Below are 26,749 nucleotides of genomic sequence, written 5' to 3'. Positions count from 1 at the left end.
TAAAAATGAATTGCTCAGCGACCTGATTTCTTTGCCAGCAAAAATTCTCCGTATTCCAGATCCTCAGGAGTGGTAATTTTGATGTTTTCTGGGTTGCCAGCAATGAGCGAAACCTGCCAACCTTGATGTTCATAGACCGTGGCATCGTCTGTAAATTGTTGCATTTCGGTTACTTCGAAAGCCTTTTTGATTTTAGCCAGCTGAAAAGTCTGAGGCGTCTGAACCAATCTAAAATATTGACGCTCCTGGTAAAAGGATTTACCATCATCGGAAAGCTTCCTAATGGAGTCTTTCAAAGCGATCACAGCAATTCCACTTCCTGAACGCTCCGCTTCCAAAAATGAATTTTCAATTACTTCTGTACTTACAAATGGTCTAACACCGTCATGAATTGCCACAAGGCCATCTTTCCAATCCATGGAATCCAATCCATTTCTTACCGATTGAAAGCGAGAGTTTCCTCCTGCCACCAGTTCGTGAGGAATCTGAAAATCATATTCTTGGCAGAGCTGATTCCAATATGCAAAATCCTCTTTGGGTAAAACTAAAATCAGCTTTATCTGGGGATCTACCTCCTGAAAAACAGAAAGGGTATGCATCAAAACTGGCTTTCCACCGATAGGTAAATACTGTTTTGAAATTGGTGCCCCCATGCGGGTTCCCTTTCCTCCAGCGACAAGAATCGCAGCTTTATTCATAGTGTGAATTTTGGAACAAAAGTATCCATTCTTTTCAGAATCGAAATATCAGCAAATTATCAAACTGTGAAGGAATAAAAAAAGCTCCCATTTGGGAGCTTTCAGTTTTAGAGGATCAACATTGCGTCTCCATAGGAGAAGAAGCGATATTTCTCTTTGATTGCTTCTTTATAAGCTTTCATCACCAAATCATAGCCTCCAAATGCCGAAGCAGTCATCAACAAAGTTGATTCAGGAAGGTGGAAGTTAGTAATCAAAGCATTGGCGATTTTGAAATCGTAAGGAGGAATGATGAATTTATCTGTCCATCCTTCGCTAGCCTTCAATCGACCATTTGCAGTTACAGAGGATTCGATAGTTTTAAGAGAAGTTGTTCCCACAGCAACCACACGCTTTTTATTGTCTAGTGCCTGATTGACCAGTTTCACAGTTCCTTCTGGAATGTTATAATTCTCAGAATCCATTTTATGTTTGGTCAGATCTTCTACGTCTACTTGACGGAAAGTACCCAATCCAACATGCAAAGTAATCGGAGTCACTTCCACTCCCTGAAGCTCAAGGCGCTTCAACAAATGTGGAGTAAAGTGCAATCCTGCAGTTGGAGCAGCTACAGCACCTACATTCTTAGCAAATACAGTCTGATATCTCTCACGGTCTTCAGCCTCCACTTTACGTTCGATGAATTCTTTCAAAAGAGGAGTCTCTCCAAGAGAATCGATGGTTTTGTGGAATTCTTCTTCTGTTCCGTCGAATAGGAATCGAATGGTTCTACCACGTGAAGTAGTATTATCGATTACTTCTGCAACTAGATCTGAATCTCCGAAATAGAGTTTGTTGCCAACCCGGATTTTTCTTGCAGGATCAACTAGCACGTCCCAAAGTCTCAATTCAGAATTGAGTTCTCTAAGAAGGAAAACTTCAATTTCTGCCCCTGTTTTCTCTTTGTTTCCATAGAGTCTTGCAGGGAATACTTTCGTATCATTGGTGACAAAAACATCTCCGTCGCCGAAGTATTCAATGATATCTTTGAAAACCTTATGCTCTATCTTTCCCGTACTACGGTGCAAGACCATTAAGCGGGATTCGTCGCGATTTTCAGTTGGATAAAGAGATACTAGTTTTTTTGGAACGTCAAATTTGAAATCTGATAATTTCATAGGAAAGCTTTAGATGTCTGAGCTTGATTTGTTTGATTTAGAATAACTCTAAAAAATGCAAAGATAATAACAATAATGCCCAATTTCAGCTATCTTAACAAATTGTTTTAACCAACTATTAAAAGCATGCTCTTTTTCCAGCTCACATGGGAGAGTTTTAGGTTTGCAGTTTCTGCTTTAAAATCTAACATAACTCGAACAATCCTGTCTTTATTGGGCGTAACGATTGGTATTTTTGCCATCATCGCCGTTTTCACTTTGGTGGATTCTTTGGAAAATAATATCAAAGCTTCTTTTTCTTTCTTGGGAACAAATGTGATGCGGGTGGACAGATTTCCATTTGCCAATGGTCCACAAGACTATCCTTGGTGGAAATATTTTAGAAGACCTCCCGGTACTTTAGCCGAATATAGATTTTTGGAAGAGCGCTTGAAATCAGCTGAAGCTGTTACTATTTCTGCATCTGCAGGTACCACAGTACAAGCCGGAAGCAACGCTTACCAAGGAATGCAATTAAGTGGGATTGAATATACTTATCAAGATGTGTATGACATGCCAATTGAGGAAGGACGTTATTTTCTTGAATCAGAAATCAATGCCTCAAGAAATCTTGCCGTTGTCGGTAGAAAAATCGCAAACACCCTTTATCCAAATCAACCCATCCTTGGAAAAGAAATTAAAATCAAAGGAATCAAATTTGTAGTCATAGGTGTATTCGAAGAAGAGGGAGAAGGTCTTTTCGATGCTCCATCCAAAGATGAAGCCTGTGTGATTCCTTATGGAGCATTTAGCAAAATGTTCTACACAGGTAGGAATGGCATCGAGCCAACAATCGCGGTAAAAGGAAAAGAAGAAGACATCGGTTTGGTTGCTCTAGAAAATGAACTCACAGGTTTATTAAGAGCCAAACGTGGCTTGAAACCTATTGAAGAAGATAATTTCGCATTAAACAAGACAGAGTTTATTCAAAATGCCATTGGATCTATTTTCGACGTGATTTCCATAGCAGGCTGGGTAATCGGAGGTTTTTCTATTCTAGTCGGTGGATTCGGGATTGCAAATATCATGTTTGTGTCAGTAAGAGAAAGAACCAATATCATCGGAATCCAAAAATCTCTGGGAGCAAAGAATTACTTCATTTTATTCCAGTTCCTATTTGAAGCGGTATTCTTAAGTCTGATCGGTGGAATTACAGGAATCCTAATTGTATTCGGGCTAAGCTTTATCCAATTGGGAAGTCTGGAGCTGGTTTTATCCTTTAAAAATATTGTTTTAGGACTCGGGGTTTCTTCCGCTATTGGGGTTGTATCGGGAATTGTGCCTGCGACGCTGGCAGCTCGAATGGATCCGGTAGAGGCTATCCGAACCACATAAAAAAAGGGAGCTTGAAGCTCCCTTTTTTTATTTTATTGACTTTTAGATCTTATTCTTCCAAATCCACTGCTGCAGCTGGAGCTGCATTTAATCCTGAAGCGGCTTTGATCTTTACTTCCAGCTCTTCCATTAATTCTGGATTGTCTAACAATAGATTTTTTACTGCATCACGGCCTTGTCCCAATTTTTCTCCATTATAAGAGAACCATGAACCGGCTTTTTTGATGATATCAAATTCCACACCTAGGTCAATAATCTCCCCTACTTTGGAAATCCCCTGACCATACATGATGTCAAATTCTACCACTTTGAATGGCGGAGCAACTTTGTTTTTTACAACCTTCACTCGCGTTCTGTTACCTAAAATATTATCGGCGCTTTCTTTAATCTGGCCGATTCTACGGATATCCAATCTAACAGATGCGTAGAATTTCAAGGCATTTCCACCGGTAGTTGTTTCCGGATTACCGAACATAACACCAATTTTCTCTCTCAACTGGTTGATAAAAATACATGCACAACCTGTCTTATTGATAGCTCCTGTCAACTTACGAAGCGCTTGAGACATCAATCTCGCCTGCAAGCCCATTTTGGAATCTCCCATGTCGCCTTCCAGTTCACCTTTGGGAACTAAAGCAGCCACAGAGTCAATTACTATAATATCGATTGCCCCTGAACGTATCAAATGCTCGGCAATTTCCAAGGCTTGTTCTCCGTTATCAGGCTGGGATATTAACAAGTTTTCAGTATCTATACCCAGCTTTTCGGCATAGGTTTTGTCGAATGCATGTTCAGCATCGATAAACGCAGCTAGACCTCCAGCCTTCTGGGCTTCAGCGATACAGTGCATTGTCAGTGTGGTTTTACCAGAAGATTCCGGACCATAAATCTCGATCACCCGGCCCCTAGGAATACCTCCCACACCCAGTGCCATATCTAGCCCAAGGGAACCTGTAGAGATCGCCGGGACATCCAAAACTTTGTTGTCGCTCAGCTTCATCACAGTACCTTTCCCGTAGGTTTTCTCCAACTTATCGATGGTCAGTTGAAGGGCTTTTAGTTTTTCTGCGTTATTACTCATGTATTTTCGTTTTAGAAGAATCAATAGTAGGTGAAATTAACTAAACAACATGCTTTTACCAAAGAAGAAATAGCCATTGTTTTCGATGGCCAAATTCGTAATTTTATTCACCAAACAGCTCTTTTTTTCGTAATACCTACTAAAAAACTCAATTTTCGTCAGGTATTGTCACTAAAATCTATGAGAAGACTTTTCACTTATTTTTTTGCAATCGCATTTCTGTGGAGCTCTAGCCTGTTTTCTCAAGAAATTCCGACAAATGATGCCTTTACTTTTGGGGAAGAACTGAACTTTGAGGTAAGCTATGGATGGTTGAATCTTGCCGATGCCAAATTGCAGATCAATAAAAGATCTCACACACAAAATAACAGACCTCATTACAAAATTGATGTCTTTGGTAAAACCAAGGGGGCTGCCACGATTTTCGGAAGGGTCAATGACAACTGGGGAACCTACTTGGACACCAACACCATTCACCCATCTGTTTTCTATCAGCACATCGAAGAAGGCAAATACCGCAAGCATGAAAAAGTGTCTTTCGACCAAAAAAATAAGAAAGCACTGGTAGAAGTTTTTGAAAAAGATAACCGCACACTTAAGAGTGTCAAAGAATATGACTTGCCCGGACAAATCCAGGATATCGTCAGTGGTTTCTATTATTTGAGAACGCTGGATCTGGAAAATTTGGAGCCGGGAGAGACTGTTTTGATCCGAGGATTCTTCGACAAGGAGATATATAACATAAAGTTAATATATGAAGGGATCGAGCGGATAGATACCGAGATAGGCGAGAAGGAAACCTATATCTTTTCACCTCAAATACCGAAAAACAAACTTTTCAGGGGGGACTACCCTGTGAAAATCTGGGTGACTAAGGATCAGAACAAAATCCCGGTTAAAATTAAAGCCAACTTATTTTTAGGTTCCCTGAATTTTGACATCATCAATGCCAAGGGTTTACGAAACAATTAATTAAGACTGGGTTAACTTTCGCTTAATCTTGTTTGCGAGAAGCAGAATAATTCCTTGGAAAGCTCAAGGAACAAACTGAAAACCTACTTTTTATTTGGCGGGAGTCTTTAAATATTCCTTATTTTTAAGCGAATTATTAAGAAATGCCAGCATGAGCGATAAGCAAAAAATCAAAGTTCTCGTAGTTGACGACGAACCGGATATTGTTGAAATCCTAAAATACAATCTTCAAAAAGAAGGCTATGAAGTAGCAACTGCAGAAGATGGTATCAAGGCGGTCAAGGTTGCATCAAAATTTCTTCCTGACGTGATTTTACTGGATATCATGATGCCAGGCCAGGACGGGGTAGAAACCTGTTTACAGATCCGTCAGATTCCTGAGCTAAAAAATGCTTTTGTGATTTTTCTGACTGCAAGGATGGAAGAATATTCAGAAGTGGCGGCATTTGATGTGGGAGCGGATGATTACATCACCAAACCAATCAAACCTCGTGCGCTGATGAGTAGAATCGCTGCTCTATTCAGAAGAGAATCTAAAAAAGAGCAGGAACAGATTCAGATTAAAATCAAGGATCTGATCATCGACAGGGGAAGTTATACCATCGATAAATCAGGAAAAACCATCACACTTCCCAAGAAGGAATTTGAATTGTTGTATTTCCTAGCCAAAAACCCTAATATGGTTTTCAGTAGAGATGAGCTACTCCAAAATATCTGGGGAGCTGATGTTTTTGTCTTGGCACGGACAGTGGACGTACACATCAGAAAAGTCAGAGAAAAAATCGGAGAAGACTATATCACTACTGTTAAAGGCGTAGGATACAAGTTCGATTTAGGCTAACATGCTTACAAATTCCCGTGGTATTGCATTTATCCTGGCATTGGCGATCAGTGCTCTGGTAACTGCATTTCTTTCCTTAATAGACTCTGCCAATTCCACTATTTTATTGGTAGCAGGAGGCTTGGCATTTTCTGCTTCTTTCCTATTGGTCAATATCACGTTGGAATTTTTAGTCTTCAGGGAGATCGGGAACATCTACTCATTACTGGAAAAAATCCAGAAAAAGGATTTGTCAGAAATCAGTGACAAGTCCTCCAAATCATCGATTTCTCCACTTAGAAGAATCAATAAAGTCATCAACTCCTATGCTTTGGCGAGACAAAAGGAGATCGAGACACTTCAGAAAAATGCCGAATTCCGAAGGGAATTTATCGCAGATATTTCCCATGAATTAAAAACTCCGATTTTTGCCACGCAAGGTTACATCCATACTCTTTTGGATGGAGCAATCGATGACAAGCACGTTCGGATGAAGTTTTTGAAGCGGGCTGCCAAAAGCCTGGATTCCCTCGATGTATTGGTTCAGGATCTGTTGACATTAAACCAAATGGAAAGCGGGGTGATCAAATTCACTTTCACCCAATTTGATCTCAAGGACCTAATCATAGAAGTAATTGATCAGCTGGAGCACAAAGCCTCTAAGCGGGATGTGGAGATTATTTTTGAGCATGAAGAAAACACTCCCTATATCACTTCTGCGGATCGCCAGAAAATCTATCGAGTATGTCAAAACCTGATTTTCAATGCCGTCAAGTACAATAATAACAAGGGGCAGGTAAAAGTCACATTAAAGGCAAGTAAGAGCAGCATTCAGGTTGACATCAAAGACGATGGCCAGGGAATCCCTCCGGAGGATCTGAAGCGGATTTTTGAGCGCTTCTACCGAGTGGAGAAGAGCCGGAACAAAAAAGAAGGCGGAACCGGATTGGGATTAGCGATTGTAAAGCATATTCTGGAAGGACACAAAAGCAAGATTTCTGTAAGCTCTACAGTCGGAAAAGGATCGATTTTTAGTTTTTCCTTGCCTTTGGTGAAACCAGTGGTCATTGAAAGCAAAGAAGCAATTCAGAAATCCTAACGCCTTTTGATAAGTCTTACAGTATCTGAAAGAGGCGAATATTCAGGGAATGCCGATCCATCTACAATTAGTTTCAATGCTTCATTTTGAGGAATAGTACTTCCAGTTGAAGTTACATAAATAGGCTGTGCCATAAACCAAGTTCGATTATTTGCATCCTTGTCATGGATTGCACCTTTAACTCCATGATCAATGCCATTTTTTAAAAGATTCTTGGCAATTGTATTTCTCAAGTCATCGAAATTTTCATTTAAGATTGGGGATCCCACTTGTTCCAATATTTTAAAATCCCTATCCATGACTAATGTATGTGCAGTTGGGTCTTCTGAAATCTCGTTAGCCTTATTTACTATTTGTCCCTCATCGATAATCAAACGTGCAGAAGACCCTACTGATTTATTCCAAATTTGCTGAAATGAATCGTTTGTCTTTGGTGAGTAAAAAACAAAGCCTATGAGACTACTATCAACAGCATTGATAAAATGCTCCCAAACGGTTAATTCAAATTCTATTCTAGCATTATCTGGATTCAAGAAGCGGACCACTACCACTTCTTTAGAATATTCCCTTTTTACTTTATCTAACTGATTTTTATAAAGTAATGAGCTTAGGGCTGGATCAAATTCATTTCCTATAATGGAAACTTGAGCATGGATCTTTTCCAAAACCAACACTAATATCAAACAAGAAAGTATTATGTTTTTCAACTTATGGTAATTTAAAAATCAACAATTCAGGATTGGCTGAACCTGTAGAAGCATACAGATAGTTTTCTTCAGGATCTACCGCAATAGCTTTTACTTCTTGCCCTAAATTCAAAACGGCAATAGGATTACCGTTCCAATCCAATTGATACACTTTGTCGGTTAACAAGCCTTCTCGGCGCACTCTACCATCTGGGTATCTTAGTTTAGCGCCAGAATGCAGGAAGAAAATGGATTTATTTCCTCCTGCAGTCGAAAAGAAATGAAGTTCATCTTCCGGAGAACCTGTGGAAGCGCGGGTTCCATCAGAACTTTCTTCTACTTTTGAATTTATATCTCCCCAATTCCATTTCTTAATTTCCAACTGATCATTTTCTTCAGAGATTATACCAAACTCTGGAAAAGACCTCATGCCATAGGCAATTCGAAACTCGTTCGGGTGAGCTAGAAAGTAGGCCTGGTGGGCTAGAGCCTGAGATTCTCCACCTGGATAGTCCTCGTAAGTATCAAATGTAGACTCTGAAATATCATAAGAAGCAAAACGCTTCAAATAGCTTGATCCAAAAACCGATCCGTTTGCCATTACCCGATGACCCATGAGTCTGTCATCCCCTGTTTCAAACCGAAACGATTCAATGGGGATCACATTCTCGTCAAAAAGTTCTTCAACTTTATAGACGTAATTAAAGTAACCATCACCTATAATCAGGTGATTGTTTTCGTGGTCCAGAAGGAAATATCCCCCGTCGGATAACAGCTCATTTGGACCCTCCCCTCTTTTTCCAAATTTCTTTACCCTACCTGATTTCAGGTCAATCAATTTGAAAGTAAAATCGGAATCCAATAATTCATTAACTACAATTACACTATCTATATAACCTAGAATAAACATATTGGAGAAAAAGGGACTGCTTTCAGCAGGCTCAAAGGGGATCTTTTCCAATGATAATATTCTTGCCTCCTTGAAAAAATCCTGAAAACTATCTCCCAGTGATTTTTCTTTGCAAGCATTCAAGCTTACCAAAAGACAAATCATAATTATCGATAAAATAGGTCTCATTCCTTTAATTAAAATTTGAAGTTTTGGCTTTCTCTGAAAGCTTAGAATTAAAAATGCTAATCTGTAATATTTTAGAACTTACTAACACTGATCAGAAAATTTAATTAAAATCTTAATTATACTTCCTCCATTTTACTTCGGCGGTCTAATTATATGAGCTTTGATAAATCAGAATAAATTTGAAGCGGATGGCCAGGGAATTCCGCTAGAGGATGCGCTTTTACTGGGTGGAAAAGGATCGATTTTTAGTTTCTCGCTGCCTCTAATAAAACATCTTCATCAGGAAGAGAAAGAAAAACAGGCAATTAGCTGACATATTTGGGGAGCTATATTTTTTAACAAAGCATTTTTCCCTACTTTTGCAGCCTCTTTGAAGAGGCAGGAGAATCCATGAAGAAAGTAGATTTTGAAAATCTTATTCTGTTTGAAAACGAGGATTACCTGGTAATCAACAAACCGCCGTACCTATCAAGCTTAGACGATAGACACGAAGCGCAGAACATCTTAGACTTAGCCAAGGCACACACCCCCGATTCACAACTGTGCCATCGATTGGATAAGGAAACATCAGGATGTCTAGTGATTGCCAAGAATCCAGTGGCTTACAGGCATTTGGCCATGCAGTTTGAAAGCAGAAAGGTAGACAAGATTTATCATGCAGTGGTGGAAGGGATTAAGGAATTCAGCAATGAGCTGGTAGACCGGAACCTAATATCCACCAATAAGGGAGTTGCCAAAGTCAGTAAAGAGGGGAAGCCAGCGCAGACGTATTTCAATACTTTGAAAACGTACTACGCCCATACGCTAGTCGAGTGCAAACCTGTGACAGGGAGATTGCATCAGATCAGAGTTCATTTGGCTTACCTGAAATCCCCGATATGCGGAGATACTTTATATGGAGGCAAGCCTTTGTTTCTTTCTTCACTCAAGCGCCGCTTCAATCTCAAGAAGGACACAGAAGAGTTACCGATCATGCAGCGGGTTTCTCTCCATGCCTATTGTATTGGATTTGAAGGATTGGATGGTAAAAAACTAAGCATAGAGGCGCCATACCCGAAAGATTTTCAGGTGTTGGTCAATCAGTTAGAAAAAACTACCCGATAATCATTTCCTGAAAATAAAAAGCATGAAAATCAAACTCCTGAGAGGGTTTTTGAGCTAAGACCATGAAAATTAGGACTTAGTATTGGAAATATTTTGCATGAAAAATAAAATACTTCTATCTTTGTGTCCCTTTTTGAGGGTGAAATAAATTTAACAAGCTAAAAATTAAACAGTTACACAGTGGATACTTTGAGCTATAAGACCATATCAGCCAATGCCGCGACTGTAGAAAAGCAATGGGTCGTAGTGGATGCCCAAGCTGCAGTTTTGGGTAGATTGGCTAGTGAGGTAGCGAAAATCTTAAGAGGTAAGACGAAGCCAAGCTTCACCCCTCATGTAGATTGTGGTGACAACGTCATCGTAATCAACGCAGACAAAGTCAGGCTGACCGGCGACAAGTGGAACTCCAAAGTTTATGTGAGACACACCGGTTATCCAGGTGGACAGCGTATTTCTACCCCAAAATTATTGAAAGAGAAATCTGCTTCAATTTTGGTAGAGAAAGCTGTAAGAGGCATGCTGCCTAAAAACAGATTGGGAAGAAAATTGTACGGCAACTTGTACGTGTATAATGGATCTGAGCATCCACACGAAGCACAGCAGCCTAAAAACATCACCCTTTAATCGTCTAAATCATGGAAATGATCAACACAATCGGTAGAAGAAAGACCTCTGTAGCCAGAATTTACATGGCTCCAGGTAAAGGTGAGATCTCCGTAAACAATCAGTCACTAGAAAAATACTTCCCATTTGATCTACACCAGATCGTTGTGAAGCAGCCTTTGGCTCTTGTTGGCGTAGACGGCAGCTATGACATTAAAATCAATGTAGACGGCGGTGGTATCAAAGGTCAGGCAGAAGCAGCCCGTATGGCTATCTCCAGAGCTTTGTGCGAATTCGACGCAGAACACAGAACTGCATTGAAAAAAGAAGGTTTCCTTACTCGTGACCCTAGAATGGTAGAACGTAAGAAGCCAGGACGTAGAAAAGCAAGAAGAAAATTCCAGTTCTCTAAACGTTAATCCGGAGTTTCTTCACTTTATAAAAAAATATTTATGGCCAAATTAGAATATAAAGACTTACTAGATGCTGGTGTTCACTTCGGACACTTGACGAGAAAGTGGGATCCAAGAATGGCTCCATACATTTTCATGGAGAAAAATGGTATCCACATTATCGATTTGAATAAAACGCTTGTTTGCCTCGACGAAGCATCTAACGCAATCAAGCAAGTAGTACGCTCAGGCAAAAAAGTAATGTTCGTAGCTACTAAGAAACAAGCTAAAGATCTTGTAGCTCAAGAAGCTCAGCGTCTAAACATGCCTTACGTAACCGAGAGATGGTTAGGTGGTATGTTGACCAACTTCGCTACAATCCGTAAGTCCTTGAAAAAAATGTCCGGATTGGACAAATTGATGAAGGAAGAAGCTTACACTAACTTAGCTAAGAAAGAGCGTTTGATGGTTTCCCGTCAAAAAGACAAAATGGAAGATGTACTTGGCGGTATCGCTGATTTGAGCAGACTTCCTGCAGCTCTTTTTGTAGTGGACATCAAAAGAGAACATATTGCGATTGCTGAAGCAAAGAAGCTTGGTATCCCTGTTTTCGCATTGGTTGATACGAACTCTAACCCAAATGAGGTTGATTTCCCAATCCCAGCTAATGACGATGCTTTCAAATCCGTATCCTTGCTAGTGAAAGCGTTTGGTGCAGCTATCGAAGAAGGTCTTTCCGAAAGAAAGAAGGACAAAGATGAGGCTAAACTTTCTGAAGAGGAAGAAGCTAAAAAAGCTGTGGACGCCGAAACTAAAGAATAATCCACACTTGAATTGAAATATTAAAAATTGAACATCAGGTTTCGGCCTATGTTCAATTTTTTTGTTTAAAAGACCTTGGCAATAGCCTTCCGGTTTTTTGAAAAAATTTTAAAGCCTAATCAACAGGCTCCTATCATAAGAACATATCCCGTTTAATATTTAAACCGATAACACAATGGCAATTACTGCACAAGAAGTAAACAAACTGAGACAAATGACCGGTGCCGGTATGATGGATTGCAAAAAAGCTTTGACTGAAGCTGAAGGTGATTTTGAAAAAGCTGTGGACATCCTCAGAAAAAAAGGTCAAAAAGTATCTGCTTCCAGAGCTGACCGTGAAACCAAAGAAGGAGTAGTTGTAACAAACGTTTCTGACAACGGTGCAAAAGGAACTTTACTTTCTTTGACTTGCGAAACTGACTTTGTTGCCAAAAACGAAGAGTATGTTGCTTTTGCAAATACACTTCTTGATATGGCTGTTGCAGCTGGAGCTACTTCAGTAGAAGAAATCCATGCATTGCCTTTCGAAAACATCACTGTTGCTGAGAAAATCGTTGAGATGACTGGTAAAATCGGTGAGAAAATCGAAATCTCTAATTACGAAGTGATCAACGCTGAGACTGTAGTTCCTTACATCCACTCTAATGGTAAATTAGGTGTATTGGTAGGATTGGTTAACACTTCTGGTGCAGACGTTGAAGAAGCTGGTAAGGACGTAGCTATGCAGATTGCAGCTATGAACCCAGTTGCTGTTGATAAAGACGGTGTAGATTCTACAGTAGTAGAAAGAGAAATCGAAGTAGGTAAAGAGCAAGCTAGAGCTGAAGGTAAGCCTGAAGAAATGCTTGAAAAAATCGCTTTGGGCAAATTGAACAAGTTCTACAAAGAAAACACTTTGTTGAGCCAGCAATTTGTAAAAGACAACTCTAAGTCTATTGCTCAATACCTTGACGGTGTTAGCAAAGGAATGACTGTTTCTGCTTTCAAAAGAGTATCTATCGGATAATTCATCCCTATTTTAGATCATAAAAAAATCCCCTCCAATTGATTTTGGAGGGGATTTTTGTTTTTATCCTTTGCTAAATCAAGCATTCATCAATTCCTCGATTTCTTCAGCTTCCACGGGAATATCTCCCATCAGATCGATATAGCCACTTTCCTGTACGACAATGTTATTTTCCAGTCGGATACCCATTCCTTCTGCAGGAATATAAATCCCAGGCTCTACTGTAAAGACCATTCCCGGCTGGATTGGTCCATGCATCGTACCCACATCATGCACATCCAATCCCAAATGATGGGAAGTCCCATGCATAAAATACTTTTTGTAGGCTGGCCAGTTTGGATCCTGATTTTTCACATCTGTCTGGTCTATCAAACCCAAGCCTATCAATTCGCTTTGCATGATCAAGCCGACTTCCTTATGGTAATCCTGAATATTCTGACCTGGCACCAACATGCTTGACGCTTGGTTTTTCACCCGCAACACAGCATCATAAACTGCTCTTTGCCTAGCCGTAAATCTCCCGTTCACCGGAATGGTCCGCGTCATGTCCGCATTATAATTCCCATATTCCGCTCCTACGTCCATCAGGATCAACTCTCCATCTTTACACTCTTTGTTGTTTTCCAAGTAATGCAATACACAGGCGCTACCTCCTGAAGCAATGATCGGTTCGTATGCAAAACCTTTACTTCTGTTTCTTACAAATTCATGAAGGTATTCCGCCTCTATCTCATATTCAGTTACGCCAGGCTTCACAAAAGACAGAATTCTTCTGAATCCCTTATTGGTAATATCACAAGCTATCTGCAACTGGTTGATTTCTTCCTGTTCTTTCACTCCCCTAAGCTCATGCATGAGAGGAGCAGCGCGTTCGTATTCATGAAGCGGGAATTGTTCTTTGCAACGCTTGATAAAACGGGCATCTCTAGTCTCTACGACTACTCCTGCTCTCAAGTGCTCATTGGTATTCAAATAAACTCTTTCTGAAAGAGCCATCACCGTATTGAAGATTTGATCAAAGCTGGAAAGCCATTGGATGTTTTTGATTCCTGAAGCTGCTTCGGCCTCCTCTTTGGTATACTTATGCCCTTCCCAGATCGCAATCAACTCACTTGTCTCACGAAGAAACAACACTTCACGCATGGCTGGATTTGGGCAGTCAGGAGCGATCAGCAAGATTGTCTCCTCCTGGTCTATTCCAGAGAGGTAAAAAAGATCGTTGTTTTGTCTGAACTTCATCGTGCCATCGGCATTGGTAGGCATGATGTCATTGGAGTTGAAAATTGCCACACTGTTTTCTTTCAATTTGGCAGCTAATTTTGCTCGATTTCTAATGTATAAACTTTGCGTTAATGGCTGATATTTCATAAATCTGATCGCGTTAATTCAAAGAGGAAAGTTAGTAAAATTAGCCGCAAAAGGAGAGGAATTTAGGATAGGAAACTAATTGATGCTTTTCTTTGTATTTTACCGAATGGGTAAGCAAGTATGAATTTAAACATCAAGGAACTTAGCAACGGAATCCGGATCGTACACCAGGAAGTGTCTCATACTCGATTGGTTCATTGTGGATTTATTCTGAACATTGGCAGCAGGGACGAAACCAAAGAACAGGAAGGTCTTGCGCATTTTTGGGAGCATATGGCCTTTAAAGGCACTCAAAAGCGAAAAACCTTTCATATTCTCAACCGACTGGAATCCCTGGGCGGAGAACTGAATGCCTATACTACCAAGGAAAAAGTCTGCTTCTATGCTTCTACCCTAAAGGAGCATTATCCCAAAGCTGCTGACCTGCTTTTTGACATCACTTTCAACAGTACCTTTCCTCAAAAACAAATTGAAAAAGAACGGCAGGTAATTTTGGAAGAAATGGCCATGTACCGGGACTCTCCAGAAGACTCGATTCAGGATGAGTTGGACGAATTGGTATTCGAAAACCATGCTTTAGGGAGGAATATTCTGGGCACTGAAGAAACAGTTGGAAGCTTTAGCCATCAGGATTTTATAGACTTTATTTCTTCCCGCTTGGATACCTCACAGATCGTATTTTCTGTGGTTGGGAATATCAGTTTTAAGAATGCTTTAAAAATCATCGAAGGCCCGCTTCAGGAAATCCAATCCAAAAGAAGTCTCTATGTAAGAAATGGCTTTCATACCTATCAGCCCAAAACAAAAATTGTAGAGCGGGATGTTACTCAGTCCCTTTGCGCCATCGGAAGACCCGCTTATTCCTTGCACGATCCCAACCGATACAAACTCTTTTTATTGAACAATATTCTTGGAGGCCCAAGTATGAATAGCCGGCTAAATCTTTCCTTAAGAGAGCGTCATGGCTATGTGTACAGCATCGAGTCTAGCTATTCACCATTTTCGGATACAGGTTTTTTTGGAGTCTATTTCGGAACTGAAGATAAAACTTTGAAAAAAGCCCAAGCTTTAGTGATGAAGGAAATGGCCAAACTCCAACAGAAAAAGCTGGGCACTGTGCAACTCCATATGGCCAAGGAACAGGCAATCGGACAAATGGCTATGGCTGAGGAGAATTATTCCGGATTGATGCTGGTTTATGGAAAAAGTCTCTTGGATCATAGCAAAGTAGACCCTTTGGAAAGTATCTTTGGGCAAATTAAAAACACCTCTGCCGAGGAGCTTCAGGAAATAGCGAATGAGATTTTCAATCCTGAAAACATGAGCTTCCTCACCTACAAGCCTCAGTAATCATGGAATTTATTGCACAGGAATTTTTGGAATATTGCGATGATCATACTTCAGGTGAAGATGATTTGCTAAAAAAGGTAACTAGAGAAACTCAATTGAAGGTTTTAAAACCTCGCATGCTTTCCGGTCCGCTACAGGGAAAAATGCTAGAGATTTTCACCAAAATAATCAATCCTAAACTTGCTGTAGAAATCGGAACTTATACCGGATATTCTGCCATCTGCATTGCTAGAGGTTTGAATGATTCAGCCAAACTGATCACGATGGACATCAATGATGAATTGGAAACCATGGTCAGGGGATTTTTTGAAGAAAGCGGATTGGCAGATAAAATAGATTATATATTAGGCAAAGCCCTTGACATTTTACCTGATATTGAAGGCCCGATTGACTTAGTTTTTATCGATGCAGACAAGATCAATAACTCCAAGTATTTCGATTTAATCATAGATAAAATGAGTACTGGAGGCATCATTCTAGCAGATAATGTACTCTGGTCAGGAAAAGTTCTGGTCAAAAAAGGACAAAAAATCGATAAGGATACCCAAGCAATTTTAGATTTTAACGCCAAGGTTCAGCAAGATCCGCGGGTTGAGAATGTGCTGCTTCCCATCCGAGATGGAATCATGATGGCCAGAAAATTATAGGGAATAGTAAAAGGGGAATCATTTTTGCTAAAAAGAGCCTGAGCACCAGATTTAAGCCTTTTTGGAATGAGTAAGCATAAAATTTCTACCCTTCTTTTCTTAATTACTCTCCTTTGTAATGTACCATTACTGGCTCAGATACCGCAGGTACCTGCAGAATTGGAGTTTGCTGATTTGATTGTACGGATCAATCCCCAAGCTAGGAGAGAGATACAATTGGATGTAGATGCGCAATACAGAAACCCTAATTACTTCAAAGTAAAGCAAGAGCGTGTCAATCTGTACATGCCTATAATCGAGGATATCTTGAGAGAAAATGGCGTTCCAGAAGACATTAAATACCTTGTAATCCAAGAAAGTGGCTTAATCCCTGATGCTGTTAGTACTTCCAATGCGGTGGGCTTCTGGCAGTTTAAACAAGGAACTGCTGAAGAAGTATTTTTACGTGTGGACAATCATATCGATGAACGTAAAAACATTGTCTCTTCCACCAAGGGAGCTGCTCTTTACCTGAAAAAGCATAATAACACATTTGATAATTGGATGTGTGCTTTGGTTTCATATCAGATGGGATTGGGAGGTGCTAAAGCTTATTTTGGCAACCAATATAATGGCAAAAAAATTGTGGATGTGGATAGGAATACGCATTGGTATTTCAAGAAGTTTCTAGCCCATAAGATTGCTTTTCAAAATCAAATCGGAGTCCTCACTTCAAACACCCGCATGGTGGAAGTTCCTGTTCATGGGCCTACTACCCTAGCAGCTTTGGCCAAGAAATATGGTGTGACCGAAGATCATTTGAAAGAATACAACAAGTGGACTGCCAATGGGAAAATCCCAAGTGACAGGACTTATTCTTTGGTTTATATCCAAGAAGGAACTTTGACTGCCAAACCGGCGATTATTCAGGAGTCAAAGCCAAAAACCAATTCTTCTACAAAATCAACAGCTTCATCTCCAGCTTATCGACAGGCTAATTCATTCCCTAGAATTGCTGGAAATACTACCAAAGCAAGTCAACCAGATCAAATCACAGTCAATGATTTGGATGGTGTTCAGGCTGCTCAAACCACTTCTTTGAGTAAGTTCTCCGATCAAGTTGGAGTCAAAGAAAGAAAGCTGAGAAAACTTAATGATTTGGAACCTGGTGAAAGAGTTGAAGCCGGAGAATATTATTATACAGAGAAGAAAAAGACCAAAGCTGATGTTGCAACCCATGTGGTGATGCCAGGCGAGACACTTTGGAGCATCTCCCAAAAATATGGAATCAAGCTTTCTTCTTTGAAGGCAAAGAACAGAATCAGAAGGGACTCGGACTTGAAAGCAGGCATGGTTCTTAACCTTCAAGAGCATAGAAAAAGAGGAGAAGAAATCCCCGTTGTAAGGGTAAACCAAACTCCTCCGCAAAAAGCCGTGGTAGCCAGCAATCAGTCAAGCACCAGACAGGAGAGCAGTTCGACTGTGGCAAGCAGCTCATCAAGTCAAAACAGGTATTCTCAGGATAGAATCACACATACTGTCAGCAAAGGAGAAACTCTTTTTGCAATCAGTAAAAAGTATGGAGTCACAGTCAATGACTTAAAATCCTGGAACAATATCGGAAGCCAAAACATCATCAGCATAGGTCAGAAATTGGTTATCTTGAAGCCCTGATCCAAAAACCCTCTTTTTTGAATGCGTAATTATTTCCTTGGTTTAGGATTTCTGTTTATCATCTTTAGCCAAAATGCTTTGGCGCAGGATCGTCAATACATCCCTGACACCGTTTTGATTAATGGAGATACCCTTTTAATGTTGGGCGATTCCTTGTTGATCGAGGAACCTGAAAAAGAGATTTTTTGGGAGACGGGTGGAAATTACAATCTGAACATACAGCAGGTTACTTTGAGCAACTGGGCAGCTGGAGGTGCGAGTTCTTTTGCCCTCAATTCAGGTGTATCGCTTTTTGCGAACTATAAAAAAGAAAAGAAAGTCTGGGATACTCAGCTCACTATTAACCTGGGGATGAACCGACAAGGCGACCGAGATTTCCAGACTAGAAAAAGTAATGATAACTTCATTTTTGTCAGTAATTACGGGCGGGAGCTTTCTGAAAAATTCTATTTGTCTACCCAGCTAGATGCACGAACCCAACTTTTGGCAGGATATAAATATTCCAGGCCCTCTGGAAGCGACAAAGATGTCCGCACTAAAATCTCAGATTTACTTTCCCCAGGCTACGTTCAGTCCTCCACAGGTCTTAATTATCGAAGAACCTATGATGATAAGAGTAAGCTCTCTGTTATTCTCTCTCCTTTCACAGGGCGATTTACCATTGTGATGGATGATTCGCTCAGCCGAGCTGGCGCTTTTGGTGTGATGCCTGGAGAGAATGTGCGTGCAGAAGCTGGGATGTCTTTGGCTACCTCAGTGGTGGACATCAAACTTATGGAAAATATTACCTGGAAAGCAGATTTAAATCTATTCTCCAATTATGAGCGCTTTGGTAATATGGTTGTGAATTTCAACTCCACCATCCGGATGAAAGTGAATAAATATATTTCAACTCGAATGGAAACGCGCTTGATCTATGATGAGGAGGTGTATATCAAACAGGATGATGGCACATCCAAACAGGCTGTACAGTTACAGAACCTAGTGAATTTCGGGATTTCTCTGGACTTTTAGAAGTCCGTTTCCAGACCAAATTTCCGCTGAAACTCGGCAAGTGCCGGATGCTTCTCCTTTAAAAATCTGAATTTATCCGAACTCGTATAGAGCTTATTCGAATGAGATTCCATCTCTTCTTTTACCACTAATTTAATCCCCAGTTTTCCAGCCCCCGTCAGGTCGCGAATCAAAGCCAGTAATTCAGGCTTCATCTTTTGCGCGATTTCTTCCTGCACATGACCCATGACTTCCAGACAGATTTCGTGCCCTTCCATTTTGGTAGTCTGGTTCAAAATCGCATGCTCTAAGACTTTACCTCCAGATTTGTAATGATCCAAAACTTTGGGCATTACCTCATCCAGCTTTTCCTGGGTCAGTTGAAGGGTATTTACAGTTTCAACGACTTGGGCTTCGGCCTTCTTTTGCTCGATCTTGCGTTCCTCATCTTTTGCTTTCTCAGCAATAATCTTCTTGGTATGCGTCAAACTAGTCGGAATAGACATCGTTCGCTGCACCGGAGTGGACTTTACGCCAGCGGAAAGCGGGGGAACTGATGGTTTTGGTTTTACTTCAGGGGAAGAATCTGAGTTACTCAGACTTTTTTTTTTGCCTCATCAGCTGCCAAAGCAGCCAACTTGAACGCCTGAGGTAGCTTAGCCATTTTCATTAAAGCTAGTTCCACATGCAAGCGCTGGTTCTTAGAAGTTTTGTAATGGATATCGCATTGGTTAGCGATATTAAGTGCAGAAAGTAAAAATGAAGTAGAAGCAACTTCAGTCTGCTTTAAGTAGCGTTCTTTAGCACTTTCAGAAACCTGGATCAATTCAATTGTGGCAGGATCTTTTGCTACTAAAAGGTCTCTGAAATGCTCACAAAGCCCTACAATGAAATTATGTCCGTCAAAGCCTTTCTTTAGAATCTCATCAAAAATCAACAGGACATTTGAAAGATCTTCAGCGATCAAGGCATCGACAACTTTGAAATAATAATCGTAATCCAGAATATGAAGATTATCGATCGTCTCGTGATAGGTGACCTTTTTCCCTGCAGAATATGTCACAATCAAATCGAAAATCGACAATGCGTCTCGCAAAGCTCCATCAGCCTTAGTTGCGATCAATCGTAATGCCTCATCCTCATAATCCACGCTTTCTTTGTCAGCAATGTATTTCAGGTGCTCTGAAATATGCTTGATCTGAATTCTGTTAAAATCAAAAATCTGACAGCGAGAAAGAATAGTAGGGATGATTTTGTGCTTTTCAGTAGTAGCCAAAATAAAGATGGCATACTTTGGAGGCTCTTCTAATGTCTTCAAAAAGGCATTGAAAGCCTGATTTGAAAGCATGTGAACCTCATCAATGATATAAACTTTGTATTGACCTTTTTGAGGAGCATAGCGCACCTGATCAACTAAGTTTCGGATATCATCAACTGAGTTATTGGATGCAGCATCCAATTCATAAATATTGAAAGAACTGTTGTTTTTGAAAGAAACACAAGACTCACAAACCCCACAAGCTTCTTGATCAGCTTGACGGTTTTCACAATTGATCGTTTTTGCCAAAATACGGGCACAGGTAGTTTTACCTACTCCCCGAGGTCCACAAAAAAGAAAAGCCTGCGCTAGGTGATTGTTTTTAATGGCATTTTGAAGAGTCGTAGTGATATGCTGCTGCCCCACCACACTCTTAAAATCTGCCGGTCTGTATTTTCTTGCCGAAACGACGAAGTTTTCCATCACCGCAAGATATAAAAATCTCTTTATAGGAAAACCTAGAAATTTGAGCAATTCAAAAGATTTTCCATAAAGGCTTGAGATTGAATAGCATGTTGTTAATAGATTTTAAGATCGAAAAACAGGAACAATGTTTTCAATGATAATTAGCCATAATGTTGACGGTCGACGGTCCACGGTCGACTGTTGACTGTTGACCGTGGGCTGATCCAGAGTCTTTAAAGACTTACTATTTTCAAATACAACAAATCATTTCCTTGGAACTAAAATTAGGTTACTTTTGTCATCCTATCACAATGGGGCTGACCGGTTTTGACAGTAAGTGTAAAGATCGGGCTCGCATGCAGGCTGGAGTATGTACGGCCTTGAAAGATTCATACGAACTATAAATGGCGAAACTTCTTACGCCATGGCTGCCTAATCTAACCTCTTAGGATAGATCGCTTAAAGGGTTGAGTTACGAGAGTAATTCCCCAGCCACATCTCACCGCTTGTTATCTGATCCGGGCGGATCTGAGGTGTCGACTTGATCGGGTTGCGGCTTGTGATGCTATTAAGCAAGTCTAAGACCAATAGCTAAGCCGGAACAAGGTGTGTCATCCAGCATATTTCGGTCAAAAATCTAACAGGTGACTAAGCATGTAGACGGTACGGTGTTTCCTTATCTGGACGCGAGTTCGAATCTCGCCAGCTCCACCTGACGGCACAAATCCAATTTCAAAGGGTTTGTGCCTTTCTTTTTTGCGTAAAACCCACTATTTATCAGATAGATAAGCTTAATGAATTTATTAACCTCAGGAGTTCGAACTTTTTCAGCCTGAAAAGTAATTTTTTTTGAAAAAGTCGAACTCAGTATTATCTTCTTCTCCTCTACACTCGCTTTTGCATATAACTCACCAAGCTTGCCCATCACGATTAAGCCTCTATCAATCATACCTTTATAGTCTTTTTTAGGCCTTAAATTCATAGCTGAAATTTGTGTTTCAAGACTCTCGATTTCACTATTACACTCCCTTTTTATTGAATTGAAATCTTCAGAATCAATTTTATCTTCCAAGAGTAGATTTCGAGCTTTGGCAAGCTTACTGTTAACTTTTTCCATTTTTGATAGGAGCAATTCACGGCTCCTGCCATCCTGATTAAGCTTTTTGTTAAGTAATCCTATAAGTTCATCTTGAATAAAGGACACCAATTGAGGTCTTAAGGTGAAGCCATTTAATATTTGTGTAATTCTTTCGTTTGCTATTTCAGCTCGTATCCTAAATTTACAGGGTGACTTACAGTGATAATAATAATGATATTTCCCTGTTTTACTCCTGCTTCCACTCCCAGAAATATTCTTTTCACAATTCGGGCATGAAAGAAATCCTCTGAGAGGTAAGTGTTCATTAAGCAGAGGTTTTGACTTTCTGATCTTTGAACTTTTTCTTCCATCTAAAATTTCCTGAACTTTTAGAAAAGTATTTATATCAATAATTCCGTCGTGCTGACCTTCGACATAATGAGCTTCCTCCTCTTTATATGCGGCAACAAAAATTTTTCCTATGTAATGTTTGCTTCTTAACATTCTCCAGAAATTTGCTTTGCTCATTCTAAGCCCTTTCTCTCTAACACTTCTTAAAACATGTTCGACAGAAAAATCTCCGGAAGAAACTAAATCAAAGGCTTCACGAATTATTCTAGCTTCATTTTCAACGATATCAATGTATTTACTGCCATCTTCCCTAGCTTTATTCTTATAACCATATGGTGCTTTTTTTAGGTATCTTCCTTCTTTGGTTGCTCTTCTAATCCCATAAAAAATATTCAAAGCTCTTCTATCATTCTCTACCTCAGGAGTCGCCAGGTAAATAGCTAACATGATCTTGGATTCTGGGATCTCCATATCCAATGGCTGCTCAATAGCTTGAGGTTCAATATTACTCACCTTCAGAAGATTGATCATCGAATAAGCGTCTCCTGCGTTCCTACTGAACCGATCCCATTTTGTAAAAAGCACAAGGCTCTTTGACCTACTTCTACTAGTCCTAATTCGATTTAAATATTTCTTCCATTCTGGACGATCAAAAGTTTTAGCACTATGATCCTCATAAATTACGTGTCGGATTTTATAAAAATTTTGCTCACAATGCTTTGTGAGCACTTCAAATTGAGAGCGTTGGGAATAACCTTTATCAGCTTGCTCGTCAGTACTTACTCTAATATATAAATCAACTTCCAACTTATTTAACTATTTGATTTACAGCTAATTTACAAAATTTATTTATAATCTCGTAAGTTTTTTCAAGGTCATTTGGACTAATATCAATACCTTCAGTTTTAAAGCATTTCCTTAATTGGTCCAACCTATCCGATCTAGTTTTTCCTATTGCCTTCATAACTAATAAGGAACTACCTATCTTCTGGATTAGGACACACCGAAAACCGAATTCGGCATCAAAATTTCAATAACTCAAAAACCAGTTAACCTCCTTTTATTATAACACAATCAAATTTCACCCTCTTGAATCAGATATACATTAGAATAAGGTGAAATTTAATCTGACTCCTTGCCATTCGATCTTCTTAATATTCTGATATCTATTTATATGAATTAAAAAGAGCCCCTAAAGGACTCCTTCATCAGCAAAAGAAAAGTATCCTTCTGAGGTAACGATCACATGATCCAATACCGGAATATCCAATAGTTTACCGGCATCTTTAACCCGATTGGTTAATCTTTTATCCTGTTCTGAAGGCATCAGGTTACCTGAAGGATGATTATGGCTTAAGATCATCGAAGAAGCATTCGCCTTGATGGCAGTAGCAAGGATCAACTTGATATCCACCACGGTACCGGCAGTTCCTCCGGCGGAAATAGTCACCATTCCCAAAACCCTGTTGGCCCGGTTCAGTAGCATTACTTTGAAGTGCTCGACAAAGTCCAGACTTCCTTTATCCCAGGATTCAACCAATACTTCATATACCTGTCTGGAACAGGTCACCTTGGGTCTTTGACTTGCTTTAACCGTGTTACTGTAGCTCAATTGTATTTCAGCTACGATACCTAAATCAATTTTTCTTTCGGAAGTCTCCATAATCTTTTTCGTTTTTGTGGAACAATGAATTATGAAGCATCCCCAGATCTAGGGCGACAAAGACCTGAAGGAAAAGGAATAAAAAGTGAAGCGAAGCAAACGGCTTTATGCCGGAAGCTTCAGGTTGCCCAGAGCCCTCAATCTAATTTTCTGAGGAATTCAAAGGACCAGAACAGAAGTAAATTTTCTTAAAACTAAACCAGTAAAAAAAAGTATTCAGTTTTGTTTAACAAGGATGATTGAATCGCACTTTTTCAAAAAATCAATTGAAATCAAAGTCAGGCAGAAAACTGGCTTTCGAGCCACCTTTATTAGTTATGGGTTTCATTGAAACTTTATCCACTATTTCATTCACAACAAACATAAAGGAACCATTTTCAAAGTCAATTTTCAGTTGAATTCTGCTTTTATAAAAAAGCTTTGTCTAACTATAATTTCTTCCAATCAGTCAAAAAGCTTAAACAAATAAAAAATGCCAGCAAATGAACTTTTGATTATTCATGGAACCCGTTGTTGAGCACAGTACCGTTATTTCTTAATTTCGTTTGGGACAAATCCATAGTCTGTGAATAGTTTATCCTCAATATCTGTTGCCTTTCTCCATTTTAAATTTGTCTTTTCAATTTCACCAACTCTACCCATTGTAAACTCTACGTCTTTATTCTCAACTTTTACAATTTTTACTCTTATGACTTTCTCCAAAGTCATGAATCTTGTCACAGTATTTGGATGAAATGCCATGTTACAATATTTTTTGTTTGACTCAACACTTGGATAAAGAATGTAATCCCTCCAATGATCATTATGAAAGAGTATTTGGTCAGCGAACCAAGATGTCAAGAAGTATGGAATTCTCTCTTGCACGAACCGATCAGCAATGAATTTATTTAATTCAATGAAATGCTCAAATTTGTCTCTCGCTTCGTCCGTGTAGTGTTTTTTTGCAAAAGCCCAAGCTTCGTTAGCCATAACTTGGAAGCTATTGAAGTCAGTCAAGTTAAATGGCAAGCATAGAGCAATTTTAATATCTCTGGTTGCTGCTCCTCTCCAGATGCTTATATGCGCAATATCGCCCACTTTTGGTTTTGATTCTAGTAAAGCACATGTGGGGTCGTTTGAGCAATAGAAAACACTTCTCCCTTTTAAATTAGCTCGTCCGTTCTCTTTACAAACGTACCCGGGAGGATATGAATGTGTTTGGATAATTCTTGTATCTTCTGTGTCCTCGTTAATATTTAACCGTACCCTAAAGAACCTATGTTGATTAAAATTTTCTGCTGTCTGCATAGCAGTAATCTGCGGAAGAATTACTGCCAAGTCAAAATACTTGTCATACAATTTATCAAACGGCGTATTGTCTGGCGTTAGTTCTCTTAACTGCTGTAATTGTCTTTTGTATTGCTGGAGGTCAGGGAACAATGATAGGTCTTCATCGTAGGTTTTTGTTTCTTTATTGCTCTCCATTTTACCTTTAATCGTTAGCGCTAATTTGTCCAGCGGTATTGTGCATAGCACCTGTATTACCAAAGTCCACCTAGTCTATTAAGGATCTATCTACTTTGTCAACAGGAGTAAAAACTATTATGAAACCAAATTAAGAATTTCGTCGATCACATCTAGAAGACTCTGAATATTTTATTATAGAAAGAACCACATATGGTATAACTCTTTTGACTAATTTTTTCATGACTTTACAAAACTTGGAAATTCTACAGCTCACTACCCAACAAAAAAAGAGCTGTGAACTGAAATCCACAGCTCCACAACCCTAAAATTGTGATTTGACGGGTTGCAAAAAATAACAAAAACCCTTCCCTTACCCCTACCAATCAGCGTTCATTTTGCGTCATGGGATTCAACTGCATTTCCAAAGGAGGAATTTCAAAGGCATAGCGGGGACTATTGGGTAGAAGAACAGCATCCTCCTCGTTGAATTCCCGGGTCAAGGTAGTTTCATAGGCAGGATATAAATTATGCCGCTTCAGGTCCATCCATCTGATATCCCTGAACAACAGCTCCTTTCTTCGTTCCAGCAGAATCAATTCCATCAGTTCCTCCCCTGTCAGATCCTCCTCCCACTGAAAACCTTCCGTCATCCTGTTTTCCAATAGGTATTTCAGGGCTTCATTGGCTTCTGTTTCATTCCCCGTTCTTGCACCTGCCTCCGCAAGGTTCAGTAAAACCTCATCGGTGGCAATTCCCCCAAACTGGTAAAAATCCCCTGTATAATTGCCCCGGAAAATAAACCGCTCCGGCCCCGAACTCTGCTTGAAAAAGAAATACGGCCTCAGGTCCAGAGAATCATATAATCCCAGCAGCTCCGGATTCACATAGCTTTCCGCATTGCCAGTAAAAGTGGATGTAAGCTGTCTGCCATAAAAGACCGTCTCAGGATGCATCAGCTCAAATGGATAATTCAAACTTGAGTCCAGTTCATTATAATCCATCAATTCATCGTCGATGGCCAAGGCCCTACTACTGGCCTCAAAGGATTCCCCAAAAGCATGCATCGTCAGATAAACCCTGCCGAGCATGGCATGGGCAGCCCACTGTGAAGGTCTGCTTGGAATATCCGCCTTTACCGGTAGGTAATCTATACTCTCCTCCAGATCCGAAACAATCTGGGCAAAGCTTTCTTTCATCGTTGCCCTGCCCGACTTTACATTGATATCCGAACTCAGGCGGATCGGAATACCCAATTGTCCCTCAATACTCGGATCAAAAGGTTCAGCAAAGAGCATCAGCACTTCAAAATGTCCCATCGCCCTATAAAACTTTGCAGATGACTCCAATTCCAGCATGCGCTGCCGTTCTATTTCCGATTTTGGACTAAAGGATTTCAAGCCATCCAATACCACATTGGCATAAAATATTTTCTGATAGGGATAGCTCCAGTTGGCATCGTTCTCGTCCGGCAGATAGATTTCCTTTCTCCAGAAGTAAATAGCTTCCTGATTGAAGGTTAGTCTTGCCAACAGGCCTGAGCCAAAATAGGCATCATCGGAACTCACAAAGCCCCCCATGGGAACCA

The 26,749-nt window shown here is 40.0% G+C and carries 25 protein-coding genes and 1 other RNA gene; 14 read left to right on the top strand and 12 right to left on the bottom strand.

The features are described 5' to 3' along the window. Window positions 1–14: 14 nt before the first annotated feature. Both J0A69_RS06945 and queA read right to left on the bottom strand, forming a co-directional pair. Window positions 15–698: a 2-C-methyl-D-erythritol 4-phosphate cytidylyltransferase gene (locus J0A69_RS06945; RefSeq protein ID WP_206585848.1), complete on the bottom strand. Its 684-nt coding sequence runs from the start codon at window positions 696–698 to the stop codon at window positions 15–17. Between the two features lie 107 nt (window positions 699–805). After that, window positions 806–1,855 carry a tRNA preQ1(34) S-adenosylmethionine ribosyltransferase-isomerase QueA gene (queA, locus tag J0A69_RS06940; protein ID WP_206585847.1) on the bottom strand — a complete coding sequence of 350 codons (1,050 nt, stop codon included), beginning with the start codon at window positions 1,853–1,855 and terminating at the stop codon, window positions 806–808. A gap of 126 nt (window positions 1,856–1,981) precedes the next feature. Between queA and J0A69_RS06935 the strand changes: the two genes are divergently transcribed. Beyond that, complete coding sequence (locus J0A69_RS06935; protein WP_206585846.1) at window positions 1,982–3,229, top strand: ABC transporter permease; 1,248 nt, start codon at window positions 1,982–1,984, stop codon at window positions 3,227–3,229. 49 nt (window positions 3,230–3,278) lie between these two features. Here the strand turns inward: J0A69_RS06935 and recA are convergent, their stop codons facing one another. Continuing rightward, window positions 3,279–4,310: a recombinase RecA gene (gene recA / locus J0A69_RS06930; protein WP_206585845.1), complete on the bottom strand. Its 1,032-nt coding sequence runs from the start codon at window positions 4,308–4,310 to the stop codon at window positions 3,279–3,281. 180 nt (window positions 4,311–4,490) lie between these two features. On the opposite strand from recA, the gene J0A69_RS06925 reads away from it, so the two are divergent. The 3 genes from J0A69_RS06925 (at window position 4,491) to J0A69_RS06915 (ending at window position 7,201) form a co-directional block, all read left to right on the top strand. Next, window positions 4,491–5,282 carry a DUF3108 domain-containing protein gene (locus tag J0A69_RS06925; RefSeq protein WP_236032714.1) on the top strand — a complete coding sequence of 264 codons (792 nt, stop codon included), beginning with the start codon at window positions 4,491–4,493 and terminating at the stop codon, window positions 5,280–5,282. 151 nt (window positions 5,283–5,433) lie between these two features. After that, window positions 5,434–6,123, top strand: coding sequence for a response regulator (locus tag J0A69_RS06920; protein WP_206585843.1), 690 nt, complete (start codon window positions 5,434–5,436; stop codon window positions 6,121–6,123). A gap of 1 nt (window position 6,124) precedes the next feature. Further along, window positions 6,125–7,201 carry a sensor histidine kinase gene (locus J0A69_RS06915; protein ID WP_206585842.1) on the top strand — a complete coding sequence of 359 codons (1,077 nt, stop codon included), beginning with the start codon at window positions 6,125–6,127 and terminating at the stop codon, window positions 7,199–7,201. Here J0A69_RS06915 and J0A69_RS06910 read toward each other — a convergent pair. Together J0A69_RS06910 and J0A69_RS06905 are read right to left on the bottom strand one after the other, a co-directional pair. After that, a complete protein-coding gene (locus J0A69_RS06910) occupies window positions 7,198–7,908 on the bottom strand; it encodes a hypothetical protein (protein ID WP_206585841.1) in 711 nt (236 codons plus the stop codon). The two genes, J0A69_RS06915 and J0A69_RS06910, sit on opposite strands and share 4 nt — an antisense overlap. Window position 7,909: 1 nt before the next feature. Then, window positions 7,910–8,965: a TolB-like 6-bladed beta-propeller domain-containing protein gene (locus tag J0A69_RS06905; protein WP_206585840.1), complete on the bottom strand. Its 1,056-nt coding sequence runs from the start codon at window positions 8,963–8,965 to the stop codon at window positions 7,910–7,912. Between the two features lie 390 nt (window positions 8,966–9,355). Here J0A69_RS06905 and J0A69_RS06900 point away from each other — a divergent pair, with 390 nt between their 5' ends. From J0A69_RS06900 to tsf, 5 genes are all read left to right on the top strand, one after another. Beyond that, a complete protein-coding gene (locus J0A69_RS06900; RefSeq protein WP_206585839.1) occupies window positions 9,356–10,069 on the top strand; it encodes an RluA family pseudouridine synthase in 714 nt (237 codons plus the stop codon). Between the two features lie 180 nt (window positions 10,070–10,249). Continuing rightward, on the top strand, window positions 10,250–10,693 hold the full coding sequence (gene rplM, locus J0A69_RS06895) for a 50S ribosomal protein L13 (RefSeq protein WP_206585838.1): 444 nt from the start codon (window positions 10,250–10,252) through the stop codon (window positions 10,691–10,693). A gap of 11 nt (window positions 10,694–10,704) precedes the next feature. Continuing rightward, on the top strand, window positions 10,705–11,091 hold the full coding sequence (rpsI, locus tag J0A69_RS06890) for a 30S ribosomal protein S9 (RefSeq protein ID WP_206585837.1): 387 nt from the start codon (window positions 10,705–10,707) through the stop codon (window positions 11,089–11,091). Between the two features lie 33 nt (window positions 11,092–11,124). Then, window positions 11,125–11,886, top strand: coding sequence for a 30S ribosomal protein S2 (gene rpsB, locus J0A69_RS06885; RefSeq protein ID WP_206585836.1), 762 nt, complete (start codon window positions 11,125–11,127; stop codon window positions 11,884–11,886). A gap of 175 nt (window positions 11,887–12,061) precedes the next feature. Beyond that, window positions 12,062–12,892 carry a translation elongation factor Ts gene (gene tsf / locus J0A69_RS06880; RefSeq protein WP_206585835.1) on the top strand — a complete coding sequence of 277 codons (831 nt, stop codon included), beginning with the start codon at window positions 12,062–12,064 and terminating at the stop codon, window positions 12,890–12,892. A gap of 78 nt (window positions 12,893–12,970) precedes the next feature. On the opposite strand, the gene J0A69_RS06875 is transcribed toward tsf, so the two are convergent. After that, window positions 12,971–14,260: an aminopeptidase P family protein gene (locus J0A69_RS06875; RefSeq protein ID WP_206585834.1), complete on the bottom strand. Its 1,290-nt coding sequence runs from the start codon at window positions 14,258–14,260 to the stop codon at window positions 12,971–12,973. 120 nt (window positions 14,261–14,380) lie between these two features. On the opposite strand from J0A69_RS06875, the gene J0A69_RS06870 reads away from it, so the two are divergent. From J0A69_RS06870 to J0A69_RS06855, 4 genes are all read left to right on the top strand, one after another. Next, window positions 14,381–15,610 carry a M16 family metallopeptidase gene (locus J0A69_RS06870; RefSeq protein WP_206585833.1) on the top strand — a complete coding sequence of 410 codons (1,230 nt, stop codon included), beginning with the start codon at window positions 14,381–14,383 and terminating at the stop codon, window positions 15,608–15,610. A gap of 2 nt (window positions 15,611–15,612) precedes the next feature. Beyond that, window positions 15,613–16,257 carry an O-methyltransferase gene (locus J0A69_RS06865; RefSeq protein WP_206585832.1) on the top strand — a complete coding sequence of 215 codons (645 nt, stop codon included), beginning with the start codon at window positions 15,613–15,615 and terminating at the stop codon, window positions 16,255–16,257. 66 nt (window positions 16,258–16,323) lie between these two features. Further along, entirely contained in the window at window positions 16,324–17,910 is a 1,587-nt protein-coding gene (locus tag J0A69_RS06860) for a lytic transglycosylase domain-containing protein (protein WP_206585831.1), read from the top strand. 21 nt (window positions 17,911–17,931) lie between these two features. Next, the gene (locus tag J0A69_RS06855) at window positions 17,932–18,924 is read left to right on the top strand and encodes a DUF3078 domain-containing protein (protein ID WP_206585830.1); all 993 of its coding nucleotides are present in this window, start codon (window positions 17,932–17,934) and stop codon (window positions 18,922–18,924) included. Here the strand turns inward: J0A69_RS06855 and J0A69_RS06850 are convergent. Next, entirely contained in the window at window positions 18,921–19,409 is a 489-nt protein-coding gene (locus J0A69_RS06850) for a hypothetical protein (protein WP_206585829.1), read from the bottom strand. The two genes, J0A69_RS06855 and J0A69_RS06850, sit on opposite strands and share 4 nt — an antisense overlap. Window positions 19,410–19,498: 89 nt before the next feature. Next, window positions 19,499–20,644 (bottom strand): DNA polymerase III subunit gamma/tau, encoded by a 1,146-nt coding sequence (locus J0A69_RS06845; RefSeq protein ID WP_206585828.1) that lies wholly within the window; start codon window positions 20,642–20,644, stop codon window positions 19,499–19,501. Window positions 20,645–20,939: 295 nt separating this feature from the next. Here J0A69_RS06845 and ssrA point away from each other — a divergent pair. Continuing rightward, window positions 20,940–21,340: a transfer-messenger RNA gene (gene ssrA, locus J0A69_RS06840) on the top strand. On the opposite strand, the gene J0A69_RS06835 is transcribed toward ssrA, so the two are convergent. From J0A69_RS06835 to J0A69_RS06820, 4 genes are all read right to left on the bottom strand, one after another. Then, window positions 21,303–22,862, bottom strand: coding sequence for a recombinase family protein (locus tag J0A69_RS06835; RefSeq protein ID WP_206585827.1), 1,560 nt, complete (start codon window positions 22,860–22,862; stop codon window positions 21,303–21,305). The genes ssrA and J0A69_RS06835 overlap by 38 nt on opposite strands. Window positions 22,863–23,247: 385 nt before the next feature. Next, complete coding sequence (locus J0A69_RS06830; protein WP_206585826.1) at window positions 23,248–23,718, bottom strand: JAB domain-containing protein; 471 nt, start codon at window positions 23,716–23,718, stop codon at window positions 23,248–23,250. A 528-nt stretch (window positions 23,719–24,246) separates the two neighbouring features. After that, complete coding sequence (locus J0A69_RS06825; RefSeq protein ID WP_206585825.1) at window positions 24,247–25,182, bottom strand: RES domain-containing protein; 936 nt, start codon at window positions 25,180–25,182, stop codon at window positions 24,247–24,249. Between the two features lie 365 nt (window positions 25,183–25,547). Continuing rightward, window positions 25,548–26,749 (bottom strand): RagB/SusD family nutrient uptake outer membrane protein (locus J0A69_RS06820; protein ID WP_206585824.1); only part of this gene is annotated, 1,202 nt, incomplete at its 5' end.

This window comes from Algoriphagus pacificus (assembly GCF_017254845.1).
Classification (GTDB): Bacteria; Bacteroidota; Bacteroidia; order Cytophagales; family Cyclobacteriaceae; genus Algoriphagus; species Algoriphagus pacificus.
Note: the sequence above shows the minus strand (reverse complement) of the source record. Positions and strands in the feature narration are given on the sequence as shown.